The 20,185-nt window shown below is 74.3% G+C and carries 19 protein-coding genes; 10 read left to right on the plus strand and 9 right to left on the minus strand.

The window, feature by feature from the left end:
- Nucleotides 1-36 precede the first annotated feature (36 nt).
- Complete coding sequence (locus ACVV2G_RS22375) at nt 37-651, plus strand: aldo/keto reductase (RefSeq protein WP_453844523.1); 615 nt, start codon at nt 37-39, stop codon at nt 649-651.
- A gap of 124 nt (nt 652-775) precedes the next feature.
- Here the strand turns inward: ACVV2G_RS22375 and thpR are convergent, their stop codons facing one another.
- The 3 genes from thpR to ACVV2G_RS22390 form a co-directional block, all read right to left on the minus strand.
- On the minus strand, nt 776-1,348 hold the full coding sequence (thpR, locus tag ACVV2G_RS22380; RefSeq protein WP_453844524.1) for an RNA 2',3'-cyclic phosphodiesterase: 573 nt from the start codon (nt 1,346-1,348) through the stop codon (nt 776-778).
- Nucleotides 1,349-1,535: 187 nt separating this feature from the next.
- Nucleotides 1,536-2,894, minus strand: coding sequence for an MFS transporter (locus ACVV2G_RS22385; RefSeq protein WP_453844525.1), 1,359 nt, complete (start codon nt 2,892-2,894; stop codon nt 1,536-1,538).
- A 26-nt stretch (nt 2,895-2,920) separates the two neighbouring features.
- Nucleotides 2,921-3,358, minus strand: coding sequence for a MarR family winged helix-turn-helix transcriptional regulator (locus tag ACVV2G_RS22390; RefSeq protein WP_453844526.1), 438 nt, complete (start codon nt 3,356-3,358; stop codon nt 2,921-2,923).
- A 150-nt stretch (nt 3,359-3,508) separates the two neighbouring features.
- Between ACVV2G_RS22390 and ACVV2G_RS22395 the strand changes: the two genes are divergently transcribed.
- Entirely contained in the window at nt 3,509-3,697 is a 189-nt protein-coding gene (locus ACVV2G_RS22395) for a ribbon-helix-helix protein, CopG family (protein WP_453844527.1), read from the plus strand.
- A 46-nt stretch (nt 3,698-3,743) separates the two neighbouring features.
- Here ACVV2G_RS22395 and ACVV2G_RS22400 read toward each other — a convergent pair whose 3' ends face one another.
- Nucleotides 3,744-5,201, minus strand: coding sequence for an NCS2 family permease (locus ACVV2G_RS22400; protein ID WP_453844528.1), 1,458 nt, complete (start codon nt 5,199-5,201; stop codon nt 3,744-3,746).
- Nucleotides 5,202-5,380: 179 nt separating this feature from the next.
- On the opposite strand from ACVV2G_RS22400, the gene ACVV2G_RS22405 reads away from it, so the two are divergent.
- From ACVV2G_RS22405 to ACVV2G_RS22415, 3 genes are all read left to right on the plus strand, one after another.
- Nucleotides 5,381-5,635 carry a DUF2530 domain-containing protein gene (locus ACVV2G_RS22405; protein WP_453844529.1) on the plus strand — a complete coding sequence of 85 codons (255 nt, stop codon included), beginning with the start codon at nt 5,381-5,383 and terminating at the stop codon, nt 5,633-5,635.
- 19 nt (nt 5,636-5,654) lie between these two features.
- A complete protein-coding gene (locus ACVV2G_RS22410; protein WP_453844530.1) occupies nt 5,655-5,798 on the plus strand; it encodes a hypothetical protein in 144 nt (47 codons plus the stop codon).
- A 289-nt stretch (nt 5,799-6,087) separates the two neighbouring features.
- Complete coding sequence (locus ACVV2G_RS22415; RefSeq protein ID WP_453844531.1) at nt 6,088-8,490, plus strand: HAD-IC family P-type ATPase; 2,403 nt, start codon at nt 6,088-6,090, stop codon at nt 8,488-8,490.
- Between the two features lie 255 nt (nt 8,491-8,745).
- On the opposite strand, the gene ACVV2G_RS22420 is transcribed toward ACVV2G_RS22415, so the two are convergent.
- Both ACVV2G_RS22420 and ACVV2G_RS22425 read right to left on the minus strand, forming a co-directional pair.
- Nucleotides 8,746-11,880: a sacsin N-terminal ATP-binding-like domain-containing protein gene (locus ACVV2G_RS22420; RefSeq protein ID WP_453844532.1), complete on the minus strand. Its 3,135-nt coding sequence runs from the start codon at nt 11,878-11,880 to the stop codon at nt 8,746-8,748.
- A 183-nt stretch (nt 11,881-12,063) separates the two neighbouring features.
- The gene (locus tag ACVV2G_RS22425; RefSeq protein ID WP_453844533.1) at nt 12,064-12,990 is read right to left on the minus strand and encodes a DUF3027 domain-containing protein; all 927 of its coding nucleotides are present in this window, start codon (nt 12,988-12,990) and stop codon (nt 12,064-12,066) included.
- Between the two features lie 333 nt (nt 12,991-13,323).
- Here ACVV2G_RS22425 and ACVV2G_RS22430 point away from each other — a divergent pair, with 333 nt between their 5' ends.
- Genes ACVV2G_RS22430 through ACVV2G_RS22445 form a run of 4 tightly spaced genes read left to right on the plus strand, consistent with a single transcriptional unit; the run spans nt 13,324 to nt 16,831 of the window.
- On the plus strand, nt 13,324-14,715 hold the full coding sequence (locus ACVV2G_RS22430) for an MFS transporter (protein WP_453844534.1): 1,392 nt from the start codon (nt 13,324-13,326) through the stop codon (nt 14,713-14,715).
- A gap of 58 nt (nt 14,716-14,773) precedes the next feature.
- Nucleotides 14,774-15,262 (plus strand): DUF2771 domain-containing protein, encoded by a 489-nt coding sequence (locus ACVV2G_RS22435; RefSeq protein WP_453844535.1) that lies wholly within the window; start codon nt 14,774-14,776, stop codon nt 15,260-15,262.
- An 11-nt stretch (nt 15,263-15,273) separates the two neighbouring features.
- Nucleotides 15,274-15,993 (plus strand): futalosine hydrolase, encoded by a 720-nt coding sequence (locus ACVV2G_RS22440; RefSeq protein WP_453844536.1) that lies wholly within the window; start codon nt 15,274-15,276, stop codon nt 15,991-15,993.
- Nucleotides 15,983-16,831: a 1,4-dihydroxy-6-naphtoate synthase gene (locus ACVV2G_RS22445; protein WP_453844537.1), complete on the plus strand. Its 849-nt coding sequence runs from the start codon at nt 15,983-15,985 to the stop codon at nt 16,829-16,831. Before ACVV2G_RS22440 ends, ACVV2G_RS22445 begins: the two co-directional genes overlap by 11 nt.
- A gap of 43 nt (nt 16,832-16,874) precedes the next feature.
- Here the strand turns inward: ACVV2G_RS22445 and ACVV2G_RS22450 are convergent, their stop codons facing one another.
- On the minus strand, nt 16,875-17,258 hold the full coding sequence (locus ACVV2G_RS22450; RefSeq protein WP_053132946.1) for a cold-shock protein: 384 nt from the start codon (nt 17,256-17,258) through the stop codon (nt 16,875-16,877).
- 162 nt (nt 17,259-17,420) lie between these two features.
- Here ACVV2G_RS22450 and ACVV2G_RS22455 point away from each other — a divergent pair, with 162 nt between their 5' ends.
- Nucleotides 17,421-17,693: a hypothetical protein gene (locus tag ACVV2G_RS22455; RefSeq protein WP_453844538.1), complete on the plus strand. Its 273-nt coding sequence runs from the start codon at nt 17,421-17,423 to the stop codon at nt 17,691-17,693.
- Here the strand turns inward: ACVV2G_RS22455 and ACVV2G_RS22460 are convergent.
- Nucleotides 17,648-18,304 (minus strand): HAD family hydrolase, encoded by a 657-nt coding sequence (locus tag ACVV2G_RS22460; RefSeq protein WP_453844539.1) that lies wholly within the window; start codon nt 18,302-18,304, stop codon nt 17,648-17,650. The two genes, ACVV2G_RS22455 and ACVV2G_RS22460, sit on opposite strands and share 46 nt — an antisense overlap.
- 804 nt (nt 18,305-19,108) lie before the next feature.
- Nucleotides 19,109-20,149, minus strand: coding sequence for a hypothetical protein (locus ACVV2G_RS22465; RefSeq protein ID WP_453844540.1), 1,041 nt, complete (start codon nt 20,147-20,149; stop codon nt 19,109-19,111).
- Nucleotides 20,150-20,185: the final 36 nt, after the last annotated feature.

Consider the following 20,185-nt stretch of genomic DNA (forward strand, 5'->3'; position numbering starts at 1 on the left):
CGTCAAGCCGTCCTCACGGCTAGCAACCTTCGGCCGATGTGCGCCTTACGTGCCTCTTCACGGCCTTCCGGGCACCGGTCCGCATGTCCGTTTGATCTACTTGCAGGCGCCGGATTCCGTCTGGTTGAGCGATGGGGCAGAAGTGTTCCGCCGACGCGGAACTTCCAGGCGTTTCAGGCCGCGCAGGTTGACGACGCATGCGACAAAGCCGGCCGAAACGCCATCGTGAATCAGCATCAACCGCCTACTGAGTACACACCCCACGTGAACATCCGGCGGGCGGTCGACGCCAGCCTGAAGCGGCTGCGGACGGACCGCATCGACCTCTACCAGTTCCACCACATCGACCGCGCCACCGGCTTCGACGAGATCTGGCAGGCGGCCGACACCCTGGCCGACCCCGCGAAGCGGGCGCAGATCCAGGCGTACGAGGACCTGCTCGACCGGCACGGCGTCGAGCCCGGCGAGGCCGCGACGGCGTGGCTGCTGACCCGGCCCGGCGTGACCGGCCCGATCGTGGGGCCGCGCACCGCCGAGCAGCCGGCGTCGGCGCTGCGGGCCGTGGAGCTGGAGCTGCCGGACGAGCCGCTGGGCGGCCTGGACGGGATCTTCCCGGGGCCGGGCCCCTCTCCAAAGGCGTTCGCCTGGTAGCGCGGTGAGGGGGCGGTGGCCCACGGCTCAGCCGAGGGCCGCCGCCACCGCCACCACCACGAGCATCACTACGAGCACACCGGCCATGATCCGGTTCCGGGTCTTCGGGTCCACGTACCCGAGCCTAACCGGCCGCGCCGAGCGGCCAGCGGCCGACCGCCTCGTAACGGGGCCGCTCGCCCGGCACCCCGGACCCCGGCGGGTTGCTGCGCACCAGGGCCAGGTCGGTCACGGTCCACGCCCGGCCCCTGAAGCCGTCCAGCGCCTCGAGGAAGGGGCGTACGTCGAACGCCTCGCGGCTGCGGGCCACCGTCAGGTGGGGCGTGTGGCGGTGGCGCGCCCCCATCGGGACGCCCGCCATGCGTGCCGCCGACTCCGTGCGGCCGGCGAGCAGCCGCAGGGCCGCGAGATCACCCTCCGCGCCCGCCCAGAGAACCCGCCCGTGCCCGAACTGGCCGCCGCCGCGCAGCGCCAGCCCGAAGGGGGCGGTGCGGTGGGCCGCCCGCTCCAGGCGGGCCGACAGGTCCGGTACGGCGTCGTCGCCGGTCTCGCCGTAGAAGGCCAGGGTGAAGTGCCAGCCGGGGCGGCCGGTCCAGCGCAGCCCGTCCGCACCGGGCAGCTTCCTCAGCGCGGCCACCTCGGCGGCGAGGGCGGCGGTGACGTCCTGCGGGGGCAGTACGGCGGCGAACAGTCTCATGTCCGCCAGTCTGCCCGGGGGACACCTGTGCGTCCGCGCGTGTCCTGGTCACCGTGCGCGTCACGGTGCCGCCGGCTTCGGCTGCGGCTCGGGCTGCGGCATCCGCTCGGGCTGCGGCTTCGGCTGCGGCTGCGGCTGCGGCGAGGGCGTCGGGCTGGACGGGGCCGCCCCCGGGGGCGGGGGCCGGCTACGCCGCCGGTGCCAGTTCCTCCCGCTCCCGCGGCACGAAGCGCACCTGCGGGTGGCCCCGGTGCCAGCCGACCGAGAGGCGCAGGTTGCCGACGCGGGCCAGGACCAGGCCGACGACGACCGCGGCGACGGTGGCCACGGCGCCGCCCGCGGCGAAGCCGACCCGGGCGCCGTAGGTGTCGGTGACCCAGCCGACGACCGGGGCGCCGACCGGGGAACCACCGAGGAAGACCATCATGTACAGGGCCATGACGCGGCCCCGCATGGCCGGGTCGGTGGACATCTGGATGCGGGTGTTGGCGGTGACGTTGACGGTCATGCTGAAGACGCCTATCGGGACCATGAGCAGCGCGAACAGCCACAGCGCGGGCGCCGCCGCCGCCACGATCTCCAGGGCGCCGAAGGCGAGCGCCGCCGCGATCAGCACGCGCAGCCGGGCCGTGCCGCGCCGGGCGGCGAGCAGGGCGCCGGCGAGCGAGCCGAGGGCCATGAGGGTGTTGAAGAGGCTGTAGGCGCCGGCGCCCGCGTCGAAGACGTCGTCGGCGAAGGCGGACAGGAACACCGGGAAGTTGAAGCCGAAGGTGCCGATGAAGCCGACCAGCACGATGGTCGAGATCAGCTCGGGGCGACCGGCGACGTAGTGCAGGCCCTCGCGCAGCTGGCCCTTGCCGCGCGGGGCGCGCTGGACGGCGTGCAGTTCACGGGCGCGCATCAGCAGCAGGCAGCTCAGCGGGGCGACGAAGGACAGGCCGTTGGCGAGGAACGCCCAGCCGGTGCCCACGCCGGTGATCATCAGGCCGGCGACGGCGGGGCCGACCAGTCGCGCGGACTGGAAGTTGGCCGAGTTCAGACTGACCGCGTTCTGCAGCTGGTCCCGGCCGACCAGCTCGGAGACGAAGGACTGGCGGGCGGGGTTGTCGACGACGGTGGCCAGGCCCATGGCGAGGGCGGCGACGTAGACGTGCCAGACCTGGACGTGGCCGGTCAGGGTGAGGACGGCGAGGAAGAGGGCGGTCAGGGCCATCGCGGACTGGGTGACCAGCAGCGTGGGCCGCTTGCGCAGGCGGTCGACGAGGACGCCGCCGTAGAGGCCGAACAGGAGCATCGGCAGGAACTGCAGGGCCGTGGTGATACCGACGGCGGCGGAGGAGCCGGTGAGGCTGAGCACCAGCCAGTCCTGGGCGATGCGCTGCATCCAGGTGCCGATGTTGGAGACGACCTGGCCCAGGAAGAAGAGGCGGTAGTTCCTGACCCTGAGGGAGGCGAACATCGACGCCCCGCCGGCGGCGTCGGGGGTGGTCGGGTCGTCGTGGCCGTCAGGTGCGGGGGCGGAAGCTGCTCCGGGTCCCGTACTCAAAAGGTTCGCCTCCTCGTGTACGCCGTTTACAGGTGTGCGAGCTTCTCCAGCACGGGGGCGGCGGCGCGCAGTTTCGCCCACTCGTCCTCGCCGAGTCCCTCGACCAGGGTGGCCAGGAACGCGTTCCGCTTGCGGCGGCTCTCCTCGAGCATGACCACGGCCTGCTCGGTCTGCGTCACGACCTTCTGGCGCCGGTCCTCCGGATGCGGCTCCAGCCGGACCAGTCCCTTGGCCTCCAGGAGCGCCACGATGCGGGTCATCGAGGGCGGCTGGACGTGTTCCTTGCGGGCGAGTTCGCCCGGGGTCGCGCTGCCGCAGTTGGACAGGGTGCCGAGCACCGACATCTCGGTGGGGCTGAGTGACTCGTCGACCCGCTGGTGCTTGAGCCGACGGGAGAGCCGCATCACGGCGGAGCGCAGGGAGTTCACGGCGGCGGCGTCGTCGCCATGCTTGAGGTCCGGCATGTTCCTTAGCGTAACTCATTAGGCTCGCGAAATACCACCGTTCATCCGCCCGCGTGCCCGTGACGCCCGCCACTGAAACCCGTGCTTCACCCGTACGAGTGAGCTGTTTCCGGAAATCGGGGCGTCACCCGGCCGGCGGGGGCGACCCTCTTGCGCAGGGGGACCAGCGTGCTCGGCCTGCGGATGGACGGGGAGCTGCTCGACCGGCTCCGGCACCATGCGGCGAAAAGAGGAATGAGCGTCCGGGACCATGTCGTCCGGACGCTCATCCGGGATGACTTCGACGAGCGGTTCCAGTCCGCCGTGGAGGAGACGGAACGGTTCTACGGGGTCACCTGAGCCCCGCCGGTCGGGTGAGCCCCGCCGGTCAGGTGAGCCCCGCCGGTCAGGTGAGCCCCAGGGCCGGCATCAGGTAGTAGAAGGCGAAGACCGCGGACACCGCGTACATGGTGACCGGGACCTCCCGGCCCCGCCCGGCCGCCAGGCGCAGCACCGAGAAGGTGATGAAGCCCATGCCGATGCCGTTGGTGATCGAGTAGCTGAACGGCATCATCAGCATCGTCACGAAAGCCGGGACGGCGATCGTGAAGTCGCTCCAGTCGATCTCCCTGATCGAGCCGGCCAGGATCAGGAAGCCGACCGCGACCAGGGCCGGGGTGGCCGCCTGGGACGGCACCATCGTGGCGACCGGCGTGAGGAACAGGGCCACGGCGAACAGCGCACCGCTGACGATGTTCGCGAAGCCGGTGCGCGCACCCTCGCCGACACCGGCCGTGGACTCCACGAAGCAGGTCGTCGCCGACGCGGAACTGGCGCCGCCCGCGGCGACCGCGATGCCGTCGACGAACAGGACCTTGTTGATGCCCGGCATCTGGCCCTCGCCGTCGGTCAGCTTCGCCTCGTCGCTGACGGCCATGATCGTGCCCATCGCGTCGAAGAAGCACGAGAGCAGGACGGTGAAAACGAACAGCACGCCGGTGAGGAGGCCGACCTTCTCGAACCCGCCGAACAGGCTGACCTCGCCGACCAGGCCGAAGTCGGGGGTGGAGACGGGGTTGCCGGGCCACTCCGGAGTGGTCAGGCCCCAGGAGGGGATGTCGGCGACGGCGTTGATGATCACCGCGACGACGGTCATCACGACGATGGAGATCAGGATCGCGCCGGGGGTCCTGCGGACGATCAGCGCGAGGGTGAGCAGCACGCCGAGGGCGAAGACCAGCACCGGCCAGCCGAGCAGGTGGCCGCCGGTGCCCAGCTGGAGCGGGACGGTGGTCTGGGCGGCGTCCGGCATCCGGGTCACGAACCCGGAGTCGACCAGGCCGATCAGCATGATGAACAGGCCGATACCGATGGCGATGGCCTTGCGCAGGCCGTAGGGCACGGCGTTCATCACCCGCTCGCGCAGGCCGGTGGCGACCAGCAGCATGACGATGAAACCGGCGAGCACGACCATGCCCATGGCGTCCGGCCAGGACATCCGCGGGGCGAGCTGGAGCGCGACGACGGAGTTCACGCCGAGGCCGGCGGCCAGCGCGATCGGGACGTTGCCGACGACGCCCATCAGCAGCGTGGTGAACGCCGCCGTCAGCGCGGTCGCGGTGACCAGCTGACCGTTGTCGAGCTGGTGGCCGTACATGTCCTTCGCGCTGCCCAGGATGATCGGGTTCAGCACGATGATGTAGGCCATCGCGAAGAAGGTGGCGAGGCCGCCCCGGATCTCACGGGACAGCGTGCTGCCGCGCTCGGAGATCCTGAAGTAGCGGTCGAGGGCGTGTTGCGGGGGTCGCCGGTCTTCGGGCGACTCGGGGGACGGGGGGACCTTGGCGGAGGCCGAGGTGGGCATGCGAGGACCTCATCACCAACAGGTTCCCCCACGGCCTTATTGGTGTTTCCTACGAATGAAAACGGTCAGAAACAAACGGGTTCAGTATGAACGTATGAGGCGCGGAGCGCTATCTCCGCGCGTAGACACGGGTGGGCGGTGCCGTCACCCGTCCGGGATCCTGCTCGTAAGCTGTACGCATGAAGAAGTGGACACCCACGCACGAGGCGCCGGAGCCCCTGGAGGGCCCCGTGGTCCCGACCGTCGTCGGCGGCACCGTCCTGTGGTTCGTCCTCTTCCTCGCGCAGCTCCCCTTCTACGGCTGGTTCGACGACCACGGCCACACGTGGTGGGTGTGGACCTGCCTGGCCGGGGCGGGACTCGGACTGATCGGCATCTGGTACGTGCGCAGGCGTGACGCCGCGCTCAAGCGGGCCGCACGGGACGCGGCCTGACCGGCCGGCGCCCGGGTCCTTGACGCGCCCGGCCCTGCCCGGCCGGGGTGAGGACGTCTTCACCCGACTCGGGCAGGGCGTCGCCGAGCGGGCCGCCGAGCGGGGCCCGGCCAGGCGGACGGTGCGGGAGATGTGCGGACTCGCCCCCGCGCGTACGGGCTGACCGCACGGCGGGCGGCGCCCACCCTCGACCGCCCTCGACCGAGCGGCCGCGGCCCGTGCGGGCCCGCGCCGGGTTCGTCCCCACCGCGCGACGTGGCTCGACGGGCACCCCGGCCCGACGTACCGGCGCGATCTCGGCGGACGGGCGGTCCCGGCGCACGGCGTCGTCGGGCCGTGGTGCGGGGCTCGTAGTACCACGGCAGCACCCGGCGGGGGGCCTCTCCTCCCCTGGTCGGAACTTCCCCGTGTTCGGCGGGTGGCGCCCGGGGACCGCACGTACCGTCGCTTGCATGACGCATCTCGACGCGGGCGACCGACTCGATCCGGCGCACCCCGTTCGCTCCCCCTCCCCGGCCGCCGGACTGACGACGGCCGGCGTCGCCGAACGGGTGGCGCGCGGTCAGGTCAACGACGTGCCGGTGCGCAGCAGCCGCTCGATGACCGAGATCGTCCGCGCCAACGTCTTCACCCGGTTCAACGCCATCATCGGCGTGCTCTGGGTGGTCATGCTGATCGTCGCGCCGATCCAGGACAGCCTGTTCGGCTTCGTGATCCTGGCCAACACCGGCATCGGCATCGTCCAGGAGTGGCGGGCGAAGAAGACCCTGGACTCCCTGGCCCTGATCGGCGAGGTCCGGCCGACCGTGCGGCGGGACGGGGAGGCCGTCGGGATCAGCACCTCCGGGATCGTGCTGGACGACGTCGTCGAGATCGGCCCCGGCGACAAGGTCGTCGTCGACGGGGTGTGCGTCGAGGCGGACGGGCTGGAGATCGACGAATCGCTGCTGACCGGCGAGGCCGACCCGGTCGTCAAACGGCCGGGGGACCAGGTGATGTCCGGCAGTTTCGTGGTCGCGGGCGGCGGCGCGTTCCAGGCGACGAAGGTGGGGCGCGAGGCGTACGCCGCGCAGCTCGCGGAGGAGGCCTCCCGCTTCACCCTGGTCCAGTCCGAGCTGCGCTCCGGCATCTCCACGATCCTGAAGTACGTCACCTGGATGATGGTCCCGACCGCGCTCGGCCTGATCCTCAGCCAGCTGCTCGCCAAGGACAACGAGCTGGACGACTCGATCGCGCGGACGGTCGGCGGCATCGTGCCGATGGTCCCGGAGGGCCTGGTGCTGCTCACCTCCGTCGCCTTCGCGATCGGCGTCGTCCGCCTCGGCCGCAAGCAGTGCCTCGTCCAGGAGCTGCCCGCCATCGAGGGTCTGGCCCGCGTCGACACCGTCTGCCTGGACAAGACCGGCACCCTCACCGAGGGCGGCATGGACGTCGCCGGGCTGCGCACACTCGGCGGCGCCGACGAGACGTACGTCCGCACGGTGCTCGCCGCCCTCGGCGCCTGCGACCCGCGCCCGAACGCGTCCCTGCAGGCGATCATCGACACCTACCCGGCCGCCGGGCTCGCCGGGGACTGGCGGTGCACGGAGTCACTGCCGTTCTCCTCCGCCCGCAAGTACAGCGGCGCCACTCTCGCCGAGGGCGACGGGACCTCCCGTACGTGGCTGCTGGGCGCGCCCGACGTGCTGGTGCCCGAGGACGACCCCGCCCTCGCCGAAACCGTGCGGCTCAACGAACAGGGCCTGCGGGTGCTGCTGCTCGCCCGCGCCACCGGCGAGCTGGACGACCCGGCGGTGGCCGAGGGCGTCACGCCCACCGCCCTGGTCGTCCTGGAGCAGCGGCTGCGCCCGGACGCGGGCGACACCCTGCGCTACTTCGCCGACCAGAACGTCCGCGCCAAGGTCATCTCCGGCGACAACGCGGTGTCGGTCGGGGCGGTGGCCGCCAAGCTGGGGCTGTCCGGCGCCACCGTCGACGCGCGCCGGCTGCCCGCCGGGCGGGAGGAGATGGCCGGGGCGCTCGACGAGGGGACGGTGTTCGGGCGGGTCACCCCGCAGCAGAAGCGGGACATGGTGGGGGCCCTGCAGTCGCGCGGCCACACGGTCGCGATGACCGGCGACGGCGTGAACGACGTCCTGGCGCTGAAGGACGCCGACATCGGTGTGGCGATGGGCTCGGGCTCGGAGGCCACCCGGGCGGTCGCACAGATCGTGCTGCTCGACAACAGCTTCGCGACGCTGCCGTCGGTGGTGGCCGAGGGCCGCCGGGTCATCGGCAACATCACCCGGGTCGCGACCCTGTTCCTGGTGAAGACCGTGTACTCGGTGCTGCTGGCGGTCCTGGTGGTCTGCTCCCGGGTCGAGTACCCGTTCCTGCCCCGGCACCTCACCCTGCTCTCCACGCTCACCATCGGCGTCCCGGCCTTCTTCCTGGCCCTCGCCCCGAACAAGGAACGGGCCAGGCCCCACTTCGTACGGCGCGTGATGCGGTACGCGGTGCCGGGCGGGGCGGTCGCGGCGGCGGCGACCTTCACGACGTACCTCGTCGCCCGGCAGCACTACTCCGGCCCGGGGGCCCTGGACGCGGAGACGAGCGCGGCGACGCTGACGCTGTTCCTGGTCTCGATGTGGGTGCTGGCGATCATCGCCCGCCCCTACACCTGGTGGCGGGTGGTGCTGGTGGCGGCGATGGGCGCGGGCTTCCTGCTGGTGCTGGCGGTGCCCTGGCTCCAGGACTTCTTCGCGCTGAAGCTGGTGGGCGTCACCATGCCGTGGGCCGCCGTCGGCATCGCGGCGGGGGCGGCGGCGGTGCTGGAGCTGTCCTGGAGGTGGGTGGACCGGCGTCTTCCGTCCTAGCCCGAGGCCCCGCCACTGAGCCGCGGGGGCTTGGTACCTCCGAAAAACGTGAACACTGTGACCCCGTCCGTCCTCGGTACGCTCATCCGAGCGCACCGAGGACACCAACGCGCCACATGCTCACGCGTTTCGGCACCCCTGACCGGTTGAGCCCCGGGGACTCGTAGCCGTGGGCCGCGAGCGAGTGGTGTTCCGTCAAGCGTTCACTCACTGCCCACGATCACTGCTCGCGACGGCACCGCTCCGACTCGCTCATCAGTCGAACCACCGGTCCCGGGCCAGTTCCTCGGTGCGGGTCCCGTCCTCCAGCAGCGCCGCGACCTCGAAGCGGCGCGGCCACTGGCCGGCCGCCCAGGCGAGCCCGGCGGCGACGCCCTCCAGGGTCGCGGCGTGCAGCACGCCGTCGTCGGTCAGCCGCCAGTCGATCTCCACACCGTCGACGACCAGTTCCCCGTGCTCCACGTACGACGCCGGGGTCCGCGCCCCCAGCAGCGCCCGCACCGCCTCCGGCACCTCGTGCTCGGCGCCCTCGGAGTCCACCGCGCCGGTGACCGACTCGCTCAGCCGCCGCACCTGGAACAGCTCCGCCAGCTCGGCCGCCCGGGCCGGCCGCACCGGCAGCAGCGGCACACCCGACGTGAAGGGCAGCAGGTCCGGCGAGTCCACCACCACGGCGTCGGCGGCGTCCACCACCTCCACCCGGCCGTCGACCACGGCCCGCACCTCGTCCGGCAGGGTCACCTGCTCCGGGTCCAGCTCGGCCAGCGCGCCGTACAGGGCGTGGAGTTGGGCGGCCGTGACCGGGCGGCCGGGGTCGGCGAGACGGTCCAGCAGCTCGGCCGCGCCGCCGGGCTCGTCGAGCAGGGCGGCGACCGACGTGCGTACGCCCAGCGCCCGCAGCACCTGCTCGTCCTCGAAACCGGTGGCGTCGGCCTCGTCGTACAGGCCCCGCAGCAGCGGGTCGCCGCCCGCCGCGCGCAGGCCCGCCGGGCGGCGCCCGCCGAGTACCGGGTGCCCGCGCAGCCACCACGCGGTGTACGGCCGGACGATCTCGTGCGTGCCGTCGGGCAGGAGGACGCGCACGGGCTGGACGAGCGCGTCGCGCAGCGGCGGCTGCGACAGCAGGGCGAGGGCCTCGGGCCACCGGTCGTCGTCCACGAGGTCCAGGTCGCGCACGGCGACGATCTCGGTGGCGACCGGCGGGACGGGGCTGTCCGGAAAGCGGTCGAGGACGTCCTCGCTCCACACGTCCACGGCGTCCAGCAGCCCCGCGTCGTCCGGTTCGGCGAAGTCGCCCTCGCGGGGCTCCAGTTCGTCCGGGTCGAGGACGACGTCGGTGGCGCGGACGAGGGCGAAGGTGACGAGCACGCCGCAGGCCGCCAGCGGCTCCGGCCCCCACCTCTCGGCCAGCTCGGCGTCCACGGCGGCGAGTTCGTCCGCGCGCATGACCCGGGCGAAGGGGCCGCCGGGGTGAACGAGTTCGCCGGCCGGGGAGAGTTCGCCGTCCTCGTCGGGGAGGGCGAGCGCGCCGAGCCAGGGCTCGTCGCCGGGTTCGAGTCCGGCGTCGCGTACCAGGCCGAGGACGGTGTCGGCCAGTTCGTCGGCGTCGAGGGCGTCCTCCTCCCAGTTCGAACCGCCCTCGTCGTCCAGGGACGCGGCGACGGCGGCCCGGACCTGCGGGGTGGTCAGCACGGCCCGCGGGGTGGCCGGGAGGGCACCGAGCTTCTCCAGGAGCCCGTGGGCGGCGTCCGGGTGGGCGACCTTCAGGCCGAGGCGGGTGAGAACCTCCGGGTCGAGGGAGGCGTCCGCGGAGGGCAGCAGCACCTGCCGGGGCCCGATGACCGTACGGCCGTCCGCGAGCGGCACGGGGAGCCCGGACAGCCGCTCGGGGTCGACGCCGGCGAGGCTGTCGTAGAACCGCCGCCACCAGCCGGGGGCCTTCTCCAGACCGGCCAGCCGGTCGATCGCGTCGGTCAGCGGCACCCGGGCCACACCGAGCGTGCGCAGCTCCGCGCGGCGCTCCAGGCCGGCGGGCAGCAGGGTCGGCAGCACCTCGGCGAGGACCCGCACGGTGTCGGCGCCCGCACCCTCGACCACCTCGGCGTCGCGGGGCCGCAGCGACTCGGGCAGGCCGGGATCGTCCTCGCGCGGCGGAACGGCGGGCGGCGGGACGGCGGGCGGCAGGAAGGAGGTGCGCGGCAGCCGCCCGAGGATCGCCTGCCGCAGGGCACCGTCCAGTTCGCCCCTGCCCAGCGGGCCGGGCACCAGGTCGATGAGTCCGGCGGTGACCGGCCGCCAGTCGGCGAGCAGCCCGGCGTAGACGTCCGCCGCCCGCTCCGTCAGGAAGTCGGTCAGCGGGCCGCTCGCGGCGTGCCGCCGGGTGGAGTCCAGCGGGAAGGACGCGATGAGCAGGGCGGGCACGCCGAGCGGCTCGTCACTGGGGGTCGGGGCGTGCACGACGGGGCTGGTGCGGGGGCGGGCCGGGCCGCCGTCGGCGTCCACGGGCACCGCCCAGGTCACGGACCAGTGCGGACGCAGCCGCTCCTCCACCGGCCGGTCGGCGAGGAGGCCGGGGGTGAGGGGCCCGTGCGCGGCGGCCGTACGCCAGCGGGTGACGCCCTCGCGGGAGTCCTCCAGGACGGTCAGGGGGCCCTCGCTGCGGCGGGAGAGCGTACGCACGTCGTCCGCCACCTCGACCACGACCTCCTCCAGCCCCGGCAGGGCGAGGAGCAGGGCGTCGTCCACGGCGTGCAGGAGCCGTTCGGCGAGGTCGGCGGCGGCCGGGTCGCGCAGCGGGAGGATGACGGCCGTGTCGTACGGGCCGGGGGCGCTGCCCTCGGCGGGGAACGGCAGACGCAGCAGCGGGACGTGCCCGTCGCGCCGCCGGATCTCGTTTCCGAGGCCGGGGCCGTGCCGGGCGGTGTCGGCGGCCAGCCCGCGGGCCTCGGCCAGGGACCAGCGCACCCCGCCGTGCCGGCCGACGACGGCGGGCTCGTCGGTGACGGCCAGGACGGCGGCGAAGCCGACGCCGAACCGGCCGACCGCACCGTCCCCGGCGTCCCGCTTGGCGGAGGCGCGCAGGGTGGACAGCGACTCGACGCCGGCCGCGTCCATCGGGGCGCCGGTGTTGGCGGCGACGAGGACGCCCTCGCGCAGGGTGAGCCGGAGCCGGCCGGGCACGCCGGCCCGTGCGGCGGCGTCGGCGGCGTTCTGCGCGAGTTCGACGACCAGCCGGTCGCGGTAGCCGCCGAGGACGAGGTCCTCCTCCGCGTTGGCGTCCTCACGGAACCGGGCGGGGCTCGTCGCCCAGGCGTCCAGCACCCCGCGCCGCAGACGTGCCGTACCGAACGGATCGGCGCCCTCGGCGGCAGGCCGCACGAACATGCTCACGGTGACTCTCCTCATCGACGGACCATGAAGGTACCGCGAGCACCCGCCCTCGCCGATCGGACGCCGGTCGGGGCGGTCCGGCCCGTCCGGCGTCCGAGACCCGGGCCGTCGAGGCCGAAGGGGTCCGGGGGCACGCCCCCCCCCGGGGCCGTCGCGCCACGACGCAGCCGAGGCGCGACGGGCCTACGAGTGCCCCAGCTCCGCCGCGGCCTCGTCCTCGGCCGCCGGCACCGAACCGGAGTCCGCCGCCGGCCGCAGCGGGAACGGGTCGACCCGCGTCTCGTCGATCACCGGCGGGGCCGGCTGCGGCGGTTTCGGCATCACCGCCGCCTCGGAGTGCCCGCCGCACCCGTAGGCCAGGGACACCACCCGGCCGTCGGCCGGGGAGAACTCGTTGGCGCACACGCCGAAGGCCTGTCCCAGCGAGCCGCCGATGCGGGCGAGGAAGCCGCAGCTCACGCAGGCCGCGGGGGCCGCCTGGGCCATCGCGGTCTTCGGGCCGAAGCCCTCCTCCCAGCGGTCGGCGGCGACGTGCAGCCCGTACCGGGAGAGCACTCGGGTGCGGCGCAGGCCCAGTTCCTCGGCGACCGCCGAGATGGTGCCGCGGGCGGGGACCGTCGTCAGCTCGGCCGGGGGCCCGGCGGTGACCTCGGCGTCCTCGGCCTCCACCAGCTCGGCCATCTCGTGGGAGACGGCCGAGTTCGGCGGCGGCTCGTCCTCGCCGGTCCAGCCGGGCTCCAGCCGGAGGTCCTCCGCGTCGGTGGGCAGGAGGTCGCCGGGGCCCATGTCTCCGGGGCGCAGCCGCTCGCTCCACGGCACCCACTCGGGCGCGAGGAGGGCGTCCGGGCCGGGCAGCAGCACCGCCTCGTTCACCGTGACGACCTTGGCGCGGGAGGCGCGGGCCACGGTCACGGCCCAGCGCCAGCCGCGGTAGCCGAACTCCTTGCAGGCGAAGAAGTGCGTGACGACCCGGTCGCCCTCCGACACCTGCCCTTCGTGCTCGCCGACGACGCCGGGGGCGGCGGCCTCCTCGGCTGCGGCGCGGGCGAGGTCGACGGCCTCGGCGCACAGACGGTCAGGGGTGCGGCTTCGCGTTGTCGCTGCGCTCACAGGTATCGCTTCTCTCCATACGCCGTCTCACGAGTGCGCCGCTGCCTGCGAGGGGCGGACGGAGCGGACCTGTGGACCGCGTCGACGTCCGCGCCCGATCGCGCTCGGGCACACCTACGTCATCCATTCTGCGGGATGGCCGTACGGCGCGCGGCCGAGAACGTTCGCCACGGCGCGCTAGGCACGCTACCTGCTCATGTGCGCTGGGCCTACACCGACGGGAGTTTCGGCGGGGTACGGTACCGCGTTCCCCGGTGGTGTCACCCGACTCGATCACCGCCATCCGTGCCGTCATCCACGCTATAGCCCCCGCTCTCGGGGCACTATGACGGGGTGGCAGCCGCACGGACGGAGTTCAAGGGCGGGAGCCGGGGGCGGGGCCCCGGCTCCCGGTTCCGTGCGATCGGCCGGGTGCTGCGCCTGCCGGTGACCGGCACCGCGCGCGGCATCCGCCGGGCGACGCACGCGCACGGCGCCGGTGAGTCCGGCCTCGGCAAGCTGATCGAGCTGCACGGGGTGAACGGCGCCGGCGACGTCATGATCACCGTCGCGCTGGCCTCCACCGTCTTCTTCTCGGTCCCCACCGACGAGGCGCGCGGCCGGGTCGCGCTCTACCTCGCCATCACCATGGCCCCGTTCACGCTGCTCGCGCCGGTGATCGGCCCGCTGCTGGACCGCCTGCCGCACGGCCGCCGCGCGGCGATGGCCGCCGCGATGGCCGCCCGGGCGCTGCTCGCGCTGGTGCTGTCGGGCGCGGTCGTCAGCGGGAGCATCCAGATGTATCCGGCCGCGCTCGGCGTGCTGGTCGCCTCGAAGGCGTACGGCGTGGTCAGAAGCGCGGTGGTGCCACGGCTGCTGCCACCCCGTTTCTCCCTGGTGAAGGCGAACTCGCGGGTCACCCTGTGCGGGCTGCTGGCCACCGGCGTCGCCGCGCCGATCGCGGCGGGGCTCCAGCAGGTCGGGCCGCGCTGGCCGCTGTACGGGGCTTTCGTGATCTTCATCGCGGGGACCGTGCTGTCGTTCACGCTGCCGCCGAAGGTGGACTCGGCGCGGGGCGAGGACCGGGCGCTGCTCGCCGCGGACGAGCGGCATCTGCACGGCCCGCACCGCAGGCCGGTCAAGCGTCCCGGACTGCGCACGGTGGGCCCGGCGGTGACGCACGCGCTGGCCGCCAACGCCGCCATCCGGTGCCTGACCGGTTTCCTGATCTTCTTCCTGGCCTTCCTGCTGCGCGTGCACCCGCTGTCCGGACAGAGCGCGGCCGTGTCGCTGGGGATCGTGGGCGTCGCGGCCGGCGCGGGCAACGCGCTGGGCACGGCGGTCGGGGCGTGGCTGCGGTCGCGGGCGCCGGAGGTCATCATCGTGACGGTCGTCGCGGTGGTGCTGGGTACGGCGGTCACGGCCGCGGTCTTCTTCAGCACCGTCCTGGTGGCGTGCCTGGCCGCGGTCGCGGGGTTCGCGCAGGCGCTGGCCAAGCTGTCCCTGGACGCGCTGATCCAGCGGGACGTGCCCGAGCAGGTCCGCACCTCGGCGTTCGCGCGCTCCGAGACGCTGCTCCAGGTCTCCTGGGTGCTCGGCGGGGCGGTCGGGATCGTGCTGCCGCTGAACGGCACGCTGGGCCTGTCGGTCGCCGCGGCGATCATCGCCGCCGGGTGGCTGTCGACCGTACGGGGCCTGGTCGACTCGGCCCGGAACGGGGGACCGGCCCGGCCGAGGGTGGCGTGACCACGCCACGCCGTACCCAGGTGGGGAGCGGGCCGCGAGCGCCGTATAGCCTTCGCCCATGACCACGTTGCAATCCGTAGTGCGACGCCGCCGCGCCGTCGCCGCCGCAGGCGCCGTATCCGCTGGACTGCTTCTGCTGTCCGCCTGTGACCAGCCGACCCCGATGTCGACGGTCACGGTGGGGAGCGACTCGGTCAGCTCCGAGGCCACCTGCGGCGGTGAGGACAAGGTCCTGGAGACCGCCGAGATCCAGAAGTGCCTGCAGGACGACGACGTCGACTCGATCACGGTCGACCCCGACGCCACGGTGCGCTTCGGTGTGGACCCGGAGGTCGCCGACCGGCGCTGGACGATCCTGATGAACGGTCAGCAGCTCACGGACGACACGGACAACACCTACCGCACGGTGCCGGGCAGCGTGTTCTTCAACGCCCAGTACGGCGCCCAGGGCGACTCGACGCTCGTCAGCATCAAGGCCGGCGACGGCAAGGCGGGCAGCGAGGCGGCCACCGGTCTGTGGTCCTTCAAGCTGAAGAAGGACGACTGACCACGTCCTCCGTGCACGTCCTCGTGGCCACCGCGGTCCCCGCCGAGCGGGACGCGGTGGCCCGGGCGTTCCCGGGCACGGGGCCCGGAGCGGCCGTGGAGGTGCCCCGGCCCGGCACGGTCCTGCACCGGCTCCCGGACGGCTGGGACCTGCTGGCCGCCGGTGTCGGCCCCGCTCTCGCCGCCGCCTCGACCGCCGCCGCCCTGACCGCCGCGGCCCTCGAGTCCGCGCCCTACGACCTGGTCGTCTCGGCCGGTATCGGCGGCGGCTTCGCACCCCGGGCGCCGGTCGGCTCGCTCGTCGTCGCCGACGCGATCACCGCGGCCGACCTGGGCGCCGAAACGGCCGACGGCTTCCTGCCGGTCACCGACCTCGGCTTCGGCACCGTCACCCACCACCCGCCCGCCGGCCTCGTCCGCGCCGTCGCCACCGCGACCGGGGCCCGCGCCGGCACCGTCCTGACCGCGTCCACCGTCACCGGCACCGCCGACCGGGCCGCCTGGCTGCGCGCCCGCCACCCGCGGGCCCTGGCCGAGGCCATGGAGGGCTTCGGCGTCGCCGAAGCGGCCGCCGCGCACGGAGTGCCCGTGCTGGAACTGCGCGCGGTCTCCAACCCGGTCGGCCCGCGCGACCGGGCCGCCTGGCGCGTCGGCGACGCGCTCACGGCACTGACGGACGCCTTCGGGAAGCTCGCACCCGTCCTCACGCGTTGGAACCCACATGACCGCTGAGCCCCTGCAGATCGCGTACTCCCCCTGCCCGAACGACACCTTCGTCTTCGACGCCCTCGCGCACGGCCGCGTCCCCGGCGCGCCCGCCCTCGACGTGACGTTCGCGGACATCGACCTCACCAACGGCATGGCCGAGCGCGGCGAGTCCGACGTGCTGAAGGTGTCGTACGCCGTGCTGCCGTACGTCCTCGACGCGTACGCCCTGCTGCCCTGCGGCGGCGCGCTGGGCCGGGGCTGCGGGCCGCTGGTGCTGACCCGGGAGGCCGGTGCGGACCTGCGGGGCCGTACGGTGGCGGTGCCGAGCGAGACGTCGACGGCGTACCTGCTGTTCCGGCTGTGGGCGGCGGACACCCTGCCCGGCGGGGTGGGGCGGATCGTCGTGATGCCGTTCCACGAGATCATGCCGGCCGTGCGGGACGGGAAGGCCGACGCGGGACTCGTGATCCACGAGGCGCGCTTCACGTACCGGAACTACGGGCTGCACCAGCTCGCCGACATGGGCGAGCACTGGGAGCGGACCACGGGGCTGCCGATCCCGCTCGGCGCGATCATCGCGAAGCGGTCGCTGGGCGAGGAGACGCTGACGCGCCTGGCCGGAGCGGTCCGTGCCTCCGTGCGCGCGGCCTGGGACGACCCGGAGGTCTCCCGGCCCTACGTCATGGCGCACGCCCAGGAGATGGACCCGGCCGTCGCCGACCAGCACATCGGGCTGTACGTCAACGAGTTCACGGCCGACCTCGGCGAGGACGGGTACGCGGCGGTCCGGGGGCTGCTGACGCGCGCGGCGGCCGAGGGACTGGTACCGGCCCTCGGCCCGGACGCGCTGGCGTTTCCGTGAGGCGTGAGGCGTGAGATGTGGGGTGCGGTCGGGCGGTGAGGGGTCAGACGTCCAACTGGTCGGCCACCGCGCGGAGCAGGCCGGCGATCTTCTTGCCGGCGGTCTTCTCGGGGTAGCGGCCCCGCTCCAGCATCGGCGTGATGTTCTCCAGGAGGGTCGTCAGGTCCTGGACGATGGAGGCCAGTTCGTCGGGCTTCTTGCGCTGCGCGGCCGCGACCGAGGGTGCCGGGTCCAGCAGGGTCAGGGACAGGGCCTGGTCACCGCGCTGTCCGGCGACCACGCCGAACTCCACGCGCTGCCCCGGCTTCAGCGCCTCGACTCCGGCGGGGAGGACCGAGGAATGGACGAAGACGTCACCGCCGTCGTCGCGGGAGAGGAAGCCGAAGCCCTTCTCACTGTTGAACCACTTGACCTTGCCGGTAGGCACGTCTGTCCTCGTCCTCGTACTCGTCGGAAAACTGCTCGGAAACGGCTCTTGATAGCACTTGGGCGGGTCGTCCTGACCCGCCGGTACCCAGGCTAATGGTCTTCGGGCCGGTGACAAGACGTCCCCCGGTCGTTCTCCAGGCCTGGGAACTACCCTGGTCGGGTGCGTGACAAAACCCGAACGAATTCCGCCGAGCCCGGTGACCGACTGATCCGCGCCGGTGCGATCGTCTTTTTCATCGGCACCGTGGCCACACTGGTCACGGTGGCCCCGTTGCTGCTCGGGACGACGCCCTTTCCCACCTACATGTTCGGACTGAGCATGCTGATGGGCGTGGGCTTCCTGATCGCCGGCGCGGGGGTGTTCCGGTCCATCGCCGCGGGGCGGCGTCAGGCGCGCGCCGCGGCCGGCCCGTCGGCGTCGCCCTCGCGGTAGCCCGCGAGCCATCGCGGGAACTCCGTCAGGTCGGCGAGGACGACGTCGGCGCCGGCCGCGCGGAGTTCCCCGGCGCTGTACGGACCGCTGGCCACGGCCACGGCGTGGGCGCCGGCGGTGCGCGCGCCGCGTACGTCGCCGAGGTGGTCGCCGACGTACACGTCCGCGCCGTGCTCGCGCAGCGCCACGGCTTTCTGCTCGGCCCACAGGCCGCCGATCACGGCGTCCGGCTCGATGCCGAGGTGCGCCAGGTGCAGTTTGGCGTTCGGCTCGTACTTGGCGGTGACGACGATCGCCCGTCCGCCGCCCGCCCGCACCGCCTCGATCGCCTCCCGGGCGCCGGGCAGCGCGGGCGTGGCGGTGACGGCGTACGTCGGGTACATCTCGCGGTACAGGTCGGCGGTGGCCGCGATCTCCTCGGCCGGGAACCAGTGGGCCAGCTCCTCCTCCAGCGGCGGCCCGAGCCGCGTGACGGCGAGGTCGGCGTCGACGTGGGTCCCCGTCCGCTCGGTGAGCGCCAGGTAGCAGGCGCGGATGCCGGGGCGCGAGTCGATCAGCGTCATGTCGAGATCGAAACCGACGGTGGGCGCGGTGCGGGTCGTGGAGGCCATGGTGCCCATTGTGCCGGGAGCCCCGAAGGGACCGGCCGGGCGAGCGGTGCGCGGGCGGCCGGGCGAGCGGTGGGGCTGGGCGGCATGCGGGTGGCCGACCGGGGAACGGGCGGGCGGGACGCGGGCGACCGATGGGCGGCATGCGGCCGATGGACGGCACGCGGGCGTCCGGCTGGGGCGCGCCCGACCACGGCGCGAACGGCCGGGGCGCGGGCGGCCGGGCGCGAACGGCCGGGGTGCGGGCGGCCGGGCGCGGGCGGCTGGGCGCGAACGGCCGAGGCGCAGGCGGGCGGGCGCGAACGGCCGAGGCGCAGGCGGGCGGGCGCGAACGGCCGAGGCGCGGGCGGGCGGGCGCGAACGGCCGAGGCGCGGGCGGGCGGGCGGGCGCGAACGGCCGGGGCGCGAACGGCCGGGGCGCGGGCGGCCGGGCGCGAACGGCCGGGGTGCGGGCGGCCGGGCGCGGGCGGCTGGGCGCGAACGGCCGAGGCGCAGGCGGGCGGGCGCGAACGGCCGAGGCGCGGGCGGGCGGGCGCGAACGGCCGAGGCGCAGGCGGCCGGGCGCGAACGGCCGAGGCGCAGGCGGCCGGGCGCGAACGGCCGAGGCGCAGGCGGCCGGGCGCGAACGGCCGAGGCGCAGGCGGCCGGGCGCGAACGGCCGAGGCGCAGGCGGCCGGGCGCGAACGGCCGAGGCGCAGGCGGCCGGGCGCGAACGGCCGAGGCGCAGGCGGCCGGGCGCGAACGGCCGAGGCGCGGGCGGCCGGGCGCGGCTTGCGTGGCGCGGGCTCGTGCCGGCGGCCCGGCGGGTCAGCCGCCGGGGCGGCGGGAGCGCCAGAGGAGGTAGAGGGCGGTGGCGACGGCGGCGGTGCGCAGGACCCAGGGCCAGGTGTCGGCGACGGCGGCGTTCATGTGGCCCTCGGCGATCGGGTCGCCCCAGCGGCCCTCCGTACGGCCCCACAGCCACACCACGCCGGCGGCGGCCACCGTGCCGGGCAGACCCAGTACCGCCCACTTCGACTGGGCGGGGGTGAGACGGCGGGAGAGGTAGGCGATCAGCCAGCCCAGGCCCAGCGGGACGAGGCTGCCCAGGACGGCACCGGCGACGAGCAGGGCCGCGGCGAGCAGCAGCAGGGGGTTGTTCCAGCCGCCCTCCGGCCACAGGCGGCGCAGGCGGCGGCGCGCGGCCCCGCCCGGCTTCCCGGTGACCGGCTCCGCGCTCCCCTCGACCACCGCTGCGGCCGGCTTGCCGGCCGTCTCCCCGGGAGCCGGGGGCGCCTTCTCCGTCTCGCCCTTGTCCTTCGGCGGCGGCTTGAGCAGCTCCGGGATCTCCACACCGCCGACGAACCCCGGCACGCTGTCGCCGACGCCCACGAAGGGGCCGTCGTCCACCCGCCACCAGTCCTGCCGTACGGCGCCGCTCTCCCCCAGCTCGTGGGCGCTCGCCAGGTGCGGCGGAGAGGGAGCCGGCGCGGGAGGGGGTTCCGTCCCGGGGGCGGTGGGCCGGGGGCGCGTCGCGGCGGCGCGCCGCAGGCCCTTGAGCCGCTCCGCCTTCCGCGGCCCGCCCTCCCGCTGCACGGGCACGGCGGCGGGCTGCGGCACCGACGGCCGCGGGACACCGTTCGTGCCGTCCGCCGCGTCGACGATGTCGTCGGGGCTGCCCAGCCGGTCCAGGATGCGGCGGACGGCGGCGGGACTGTCGACGGTGGTCTTCGCCCGGTGCCGGTCGATCTCGTTGCGCAACTCGGCGACCAGCCGCATGCGGGTGGCCGACGGCAGCTGCCGTTGCTGGGCCACGTCGCCGACGCGGCTCAGATACTCGTAGACGACCTGGTCGCTCTCGATCCCCACGAACCCCTCCGGGGCGGTGTGTTGTGGTGTCCCGCC

Source organism: Streptomyces sp. JK94 (genome assembly GCF_053613315.1).

Bases quoted from the DNA above. Each gene is read 5' to 3' on its own strand.
- ACVV2G_RS22415 (WP_453844531.1), top strand. From the start codon at position 6,088: ATGACGCATCTCGACGCGGGCGACCGACTCGATCCGGCGCACCCCGTT.
- ACVV2G_RS22390 (WP_453844526.1), bottom strand. From the start codon at position 3,358: ATGCCGGACCTCAAGCATGGCGACGACGCCGCCGCCGTGAACTCCCTG.
- ACVV2G_RS22445 (WP_453844537.1), top strand. From the start codon at position 15,983: ATGACCGCTGAGCCCCTGCAGATCGCGTACTCCCCCTGCCCGAACGAC.
- ACVV2G_RS22405 (WP_453844529.1), top strand. From the start codon at position 5,381: ATGAAGAAGTGGACACCCACGCACGAGGCGCCGGAGCCCCTGGAGGGC.
- ACVV2G_RS22460 (WP_453844539.1), bottom strand. From the start codon at position 18,304: ATGGCCTCCACGACCCGCACCGCGCCCACCGTCGGTTTCGATCTCGAC.
- ACVV2G_RS22400 (WP_453844528.1), bottom strand. From the start codon at position 5,201: ATGCCCACCTCGGCCTCCGCCAAGGTCCCCCCGTCCCCCGAGTCGCCC.
- thpR (WP_453844524.1), bottom strand. From the start codon at position 1,348: ATGAGACTGTTCGCCGCCGTACTGCCCCCGCAGGACGTCACCGCCGCC.
- ACVV2G_RS22375 (WP_453844523.1), top strand. From the start codon at position 37: ATGTGCGCCTTACGTGCCTCTTCACGGCCTTCCGGGCACCGGTCCGCA.
- ACVV2G_RS22435 (WP_453844535.1), top strand. From the start codon at position 14,774: ATGACCACGTTGCAATCCGTAGTGCGACGCCGCCGCGCCGTCGCCGCC.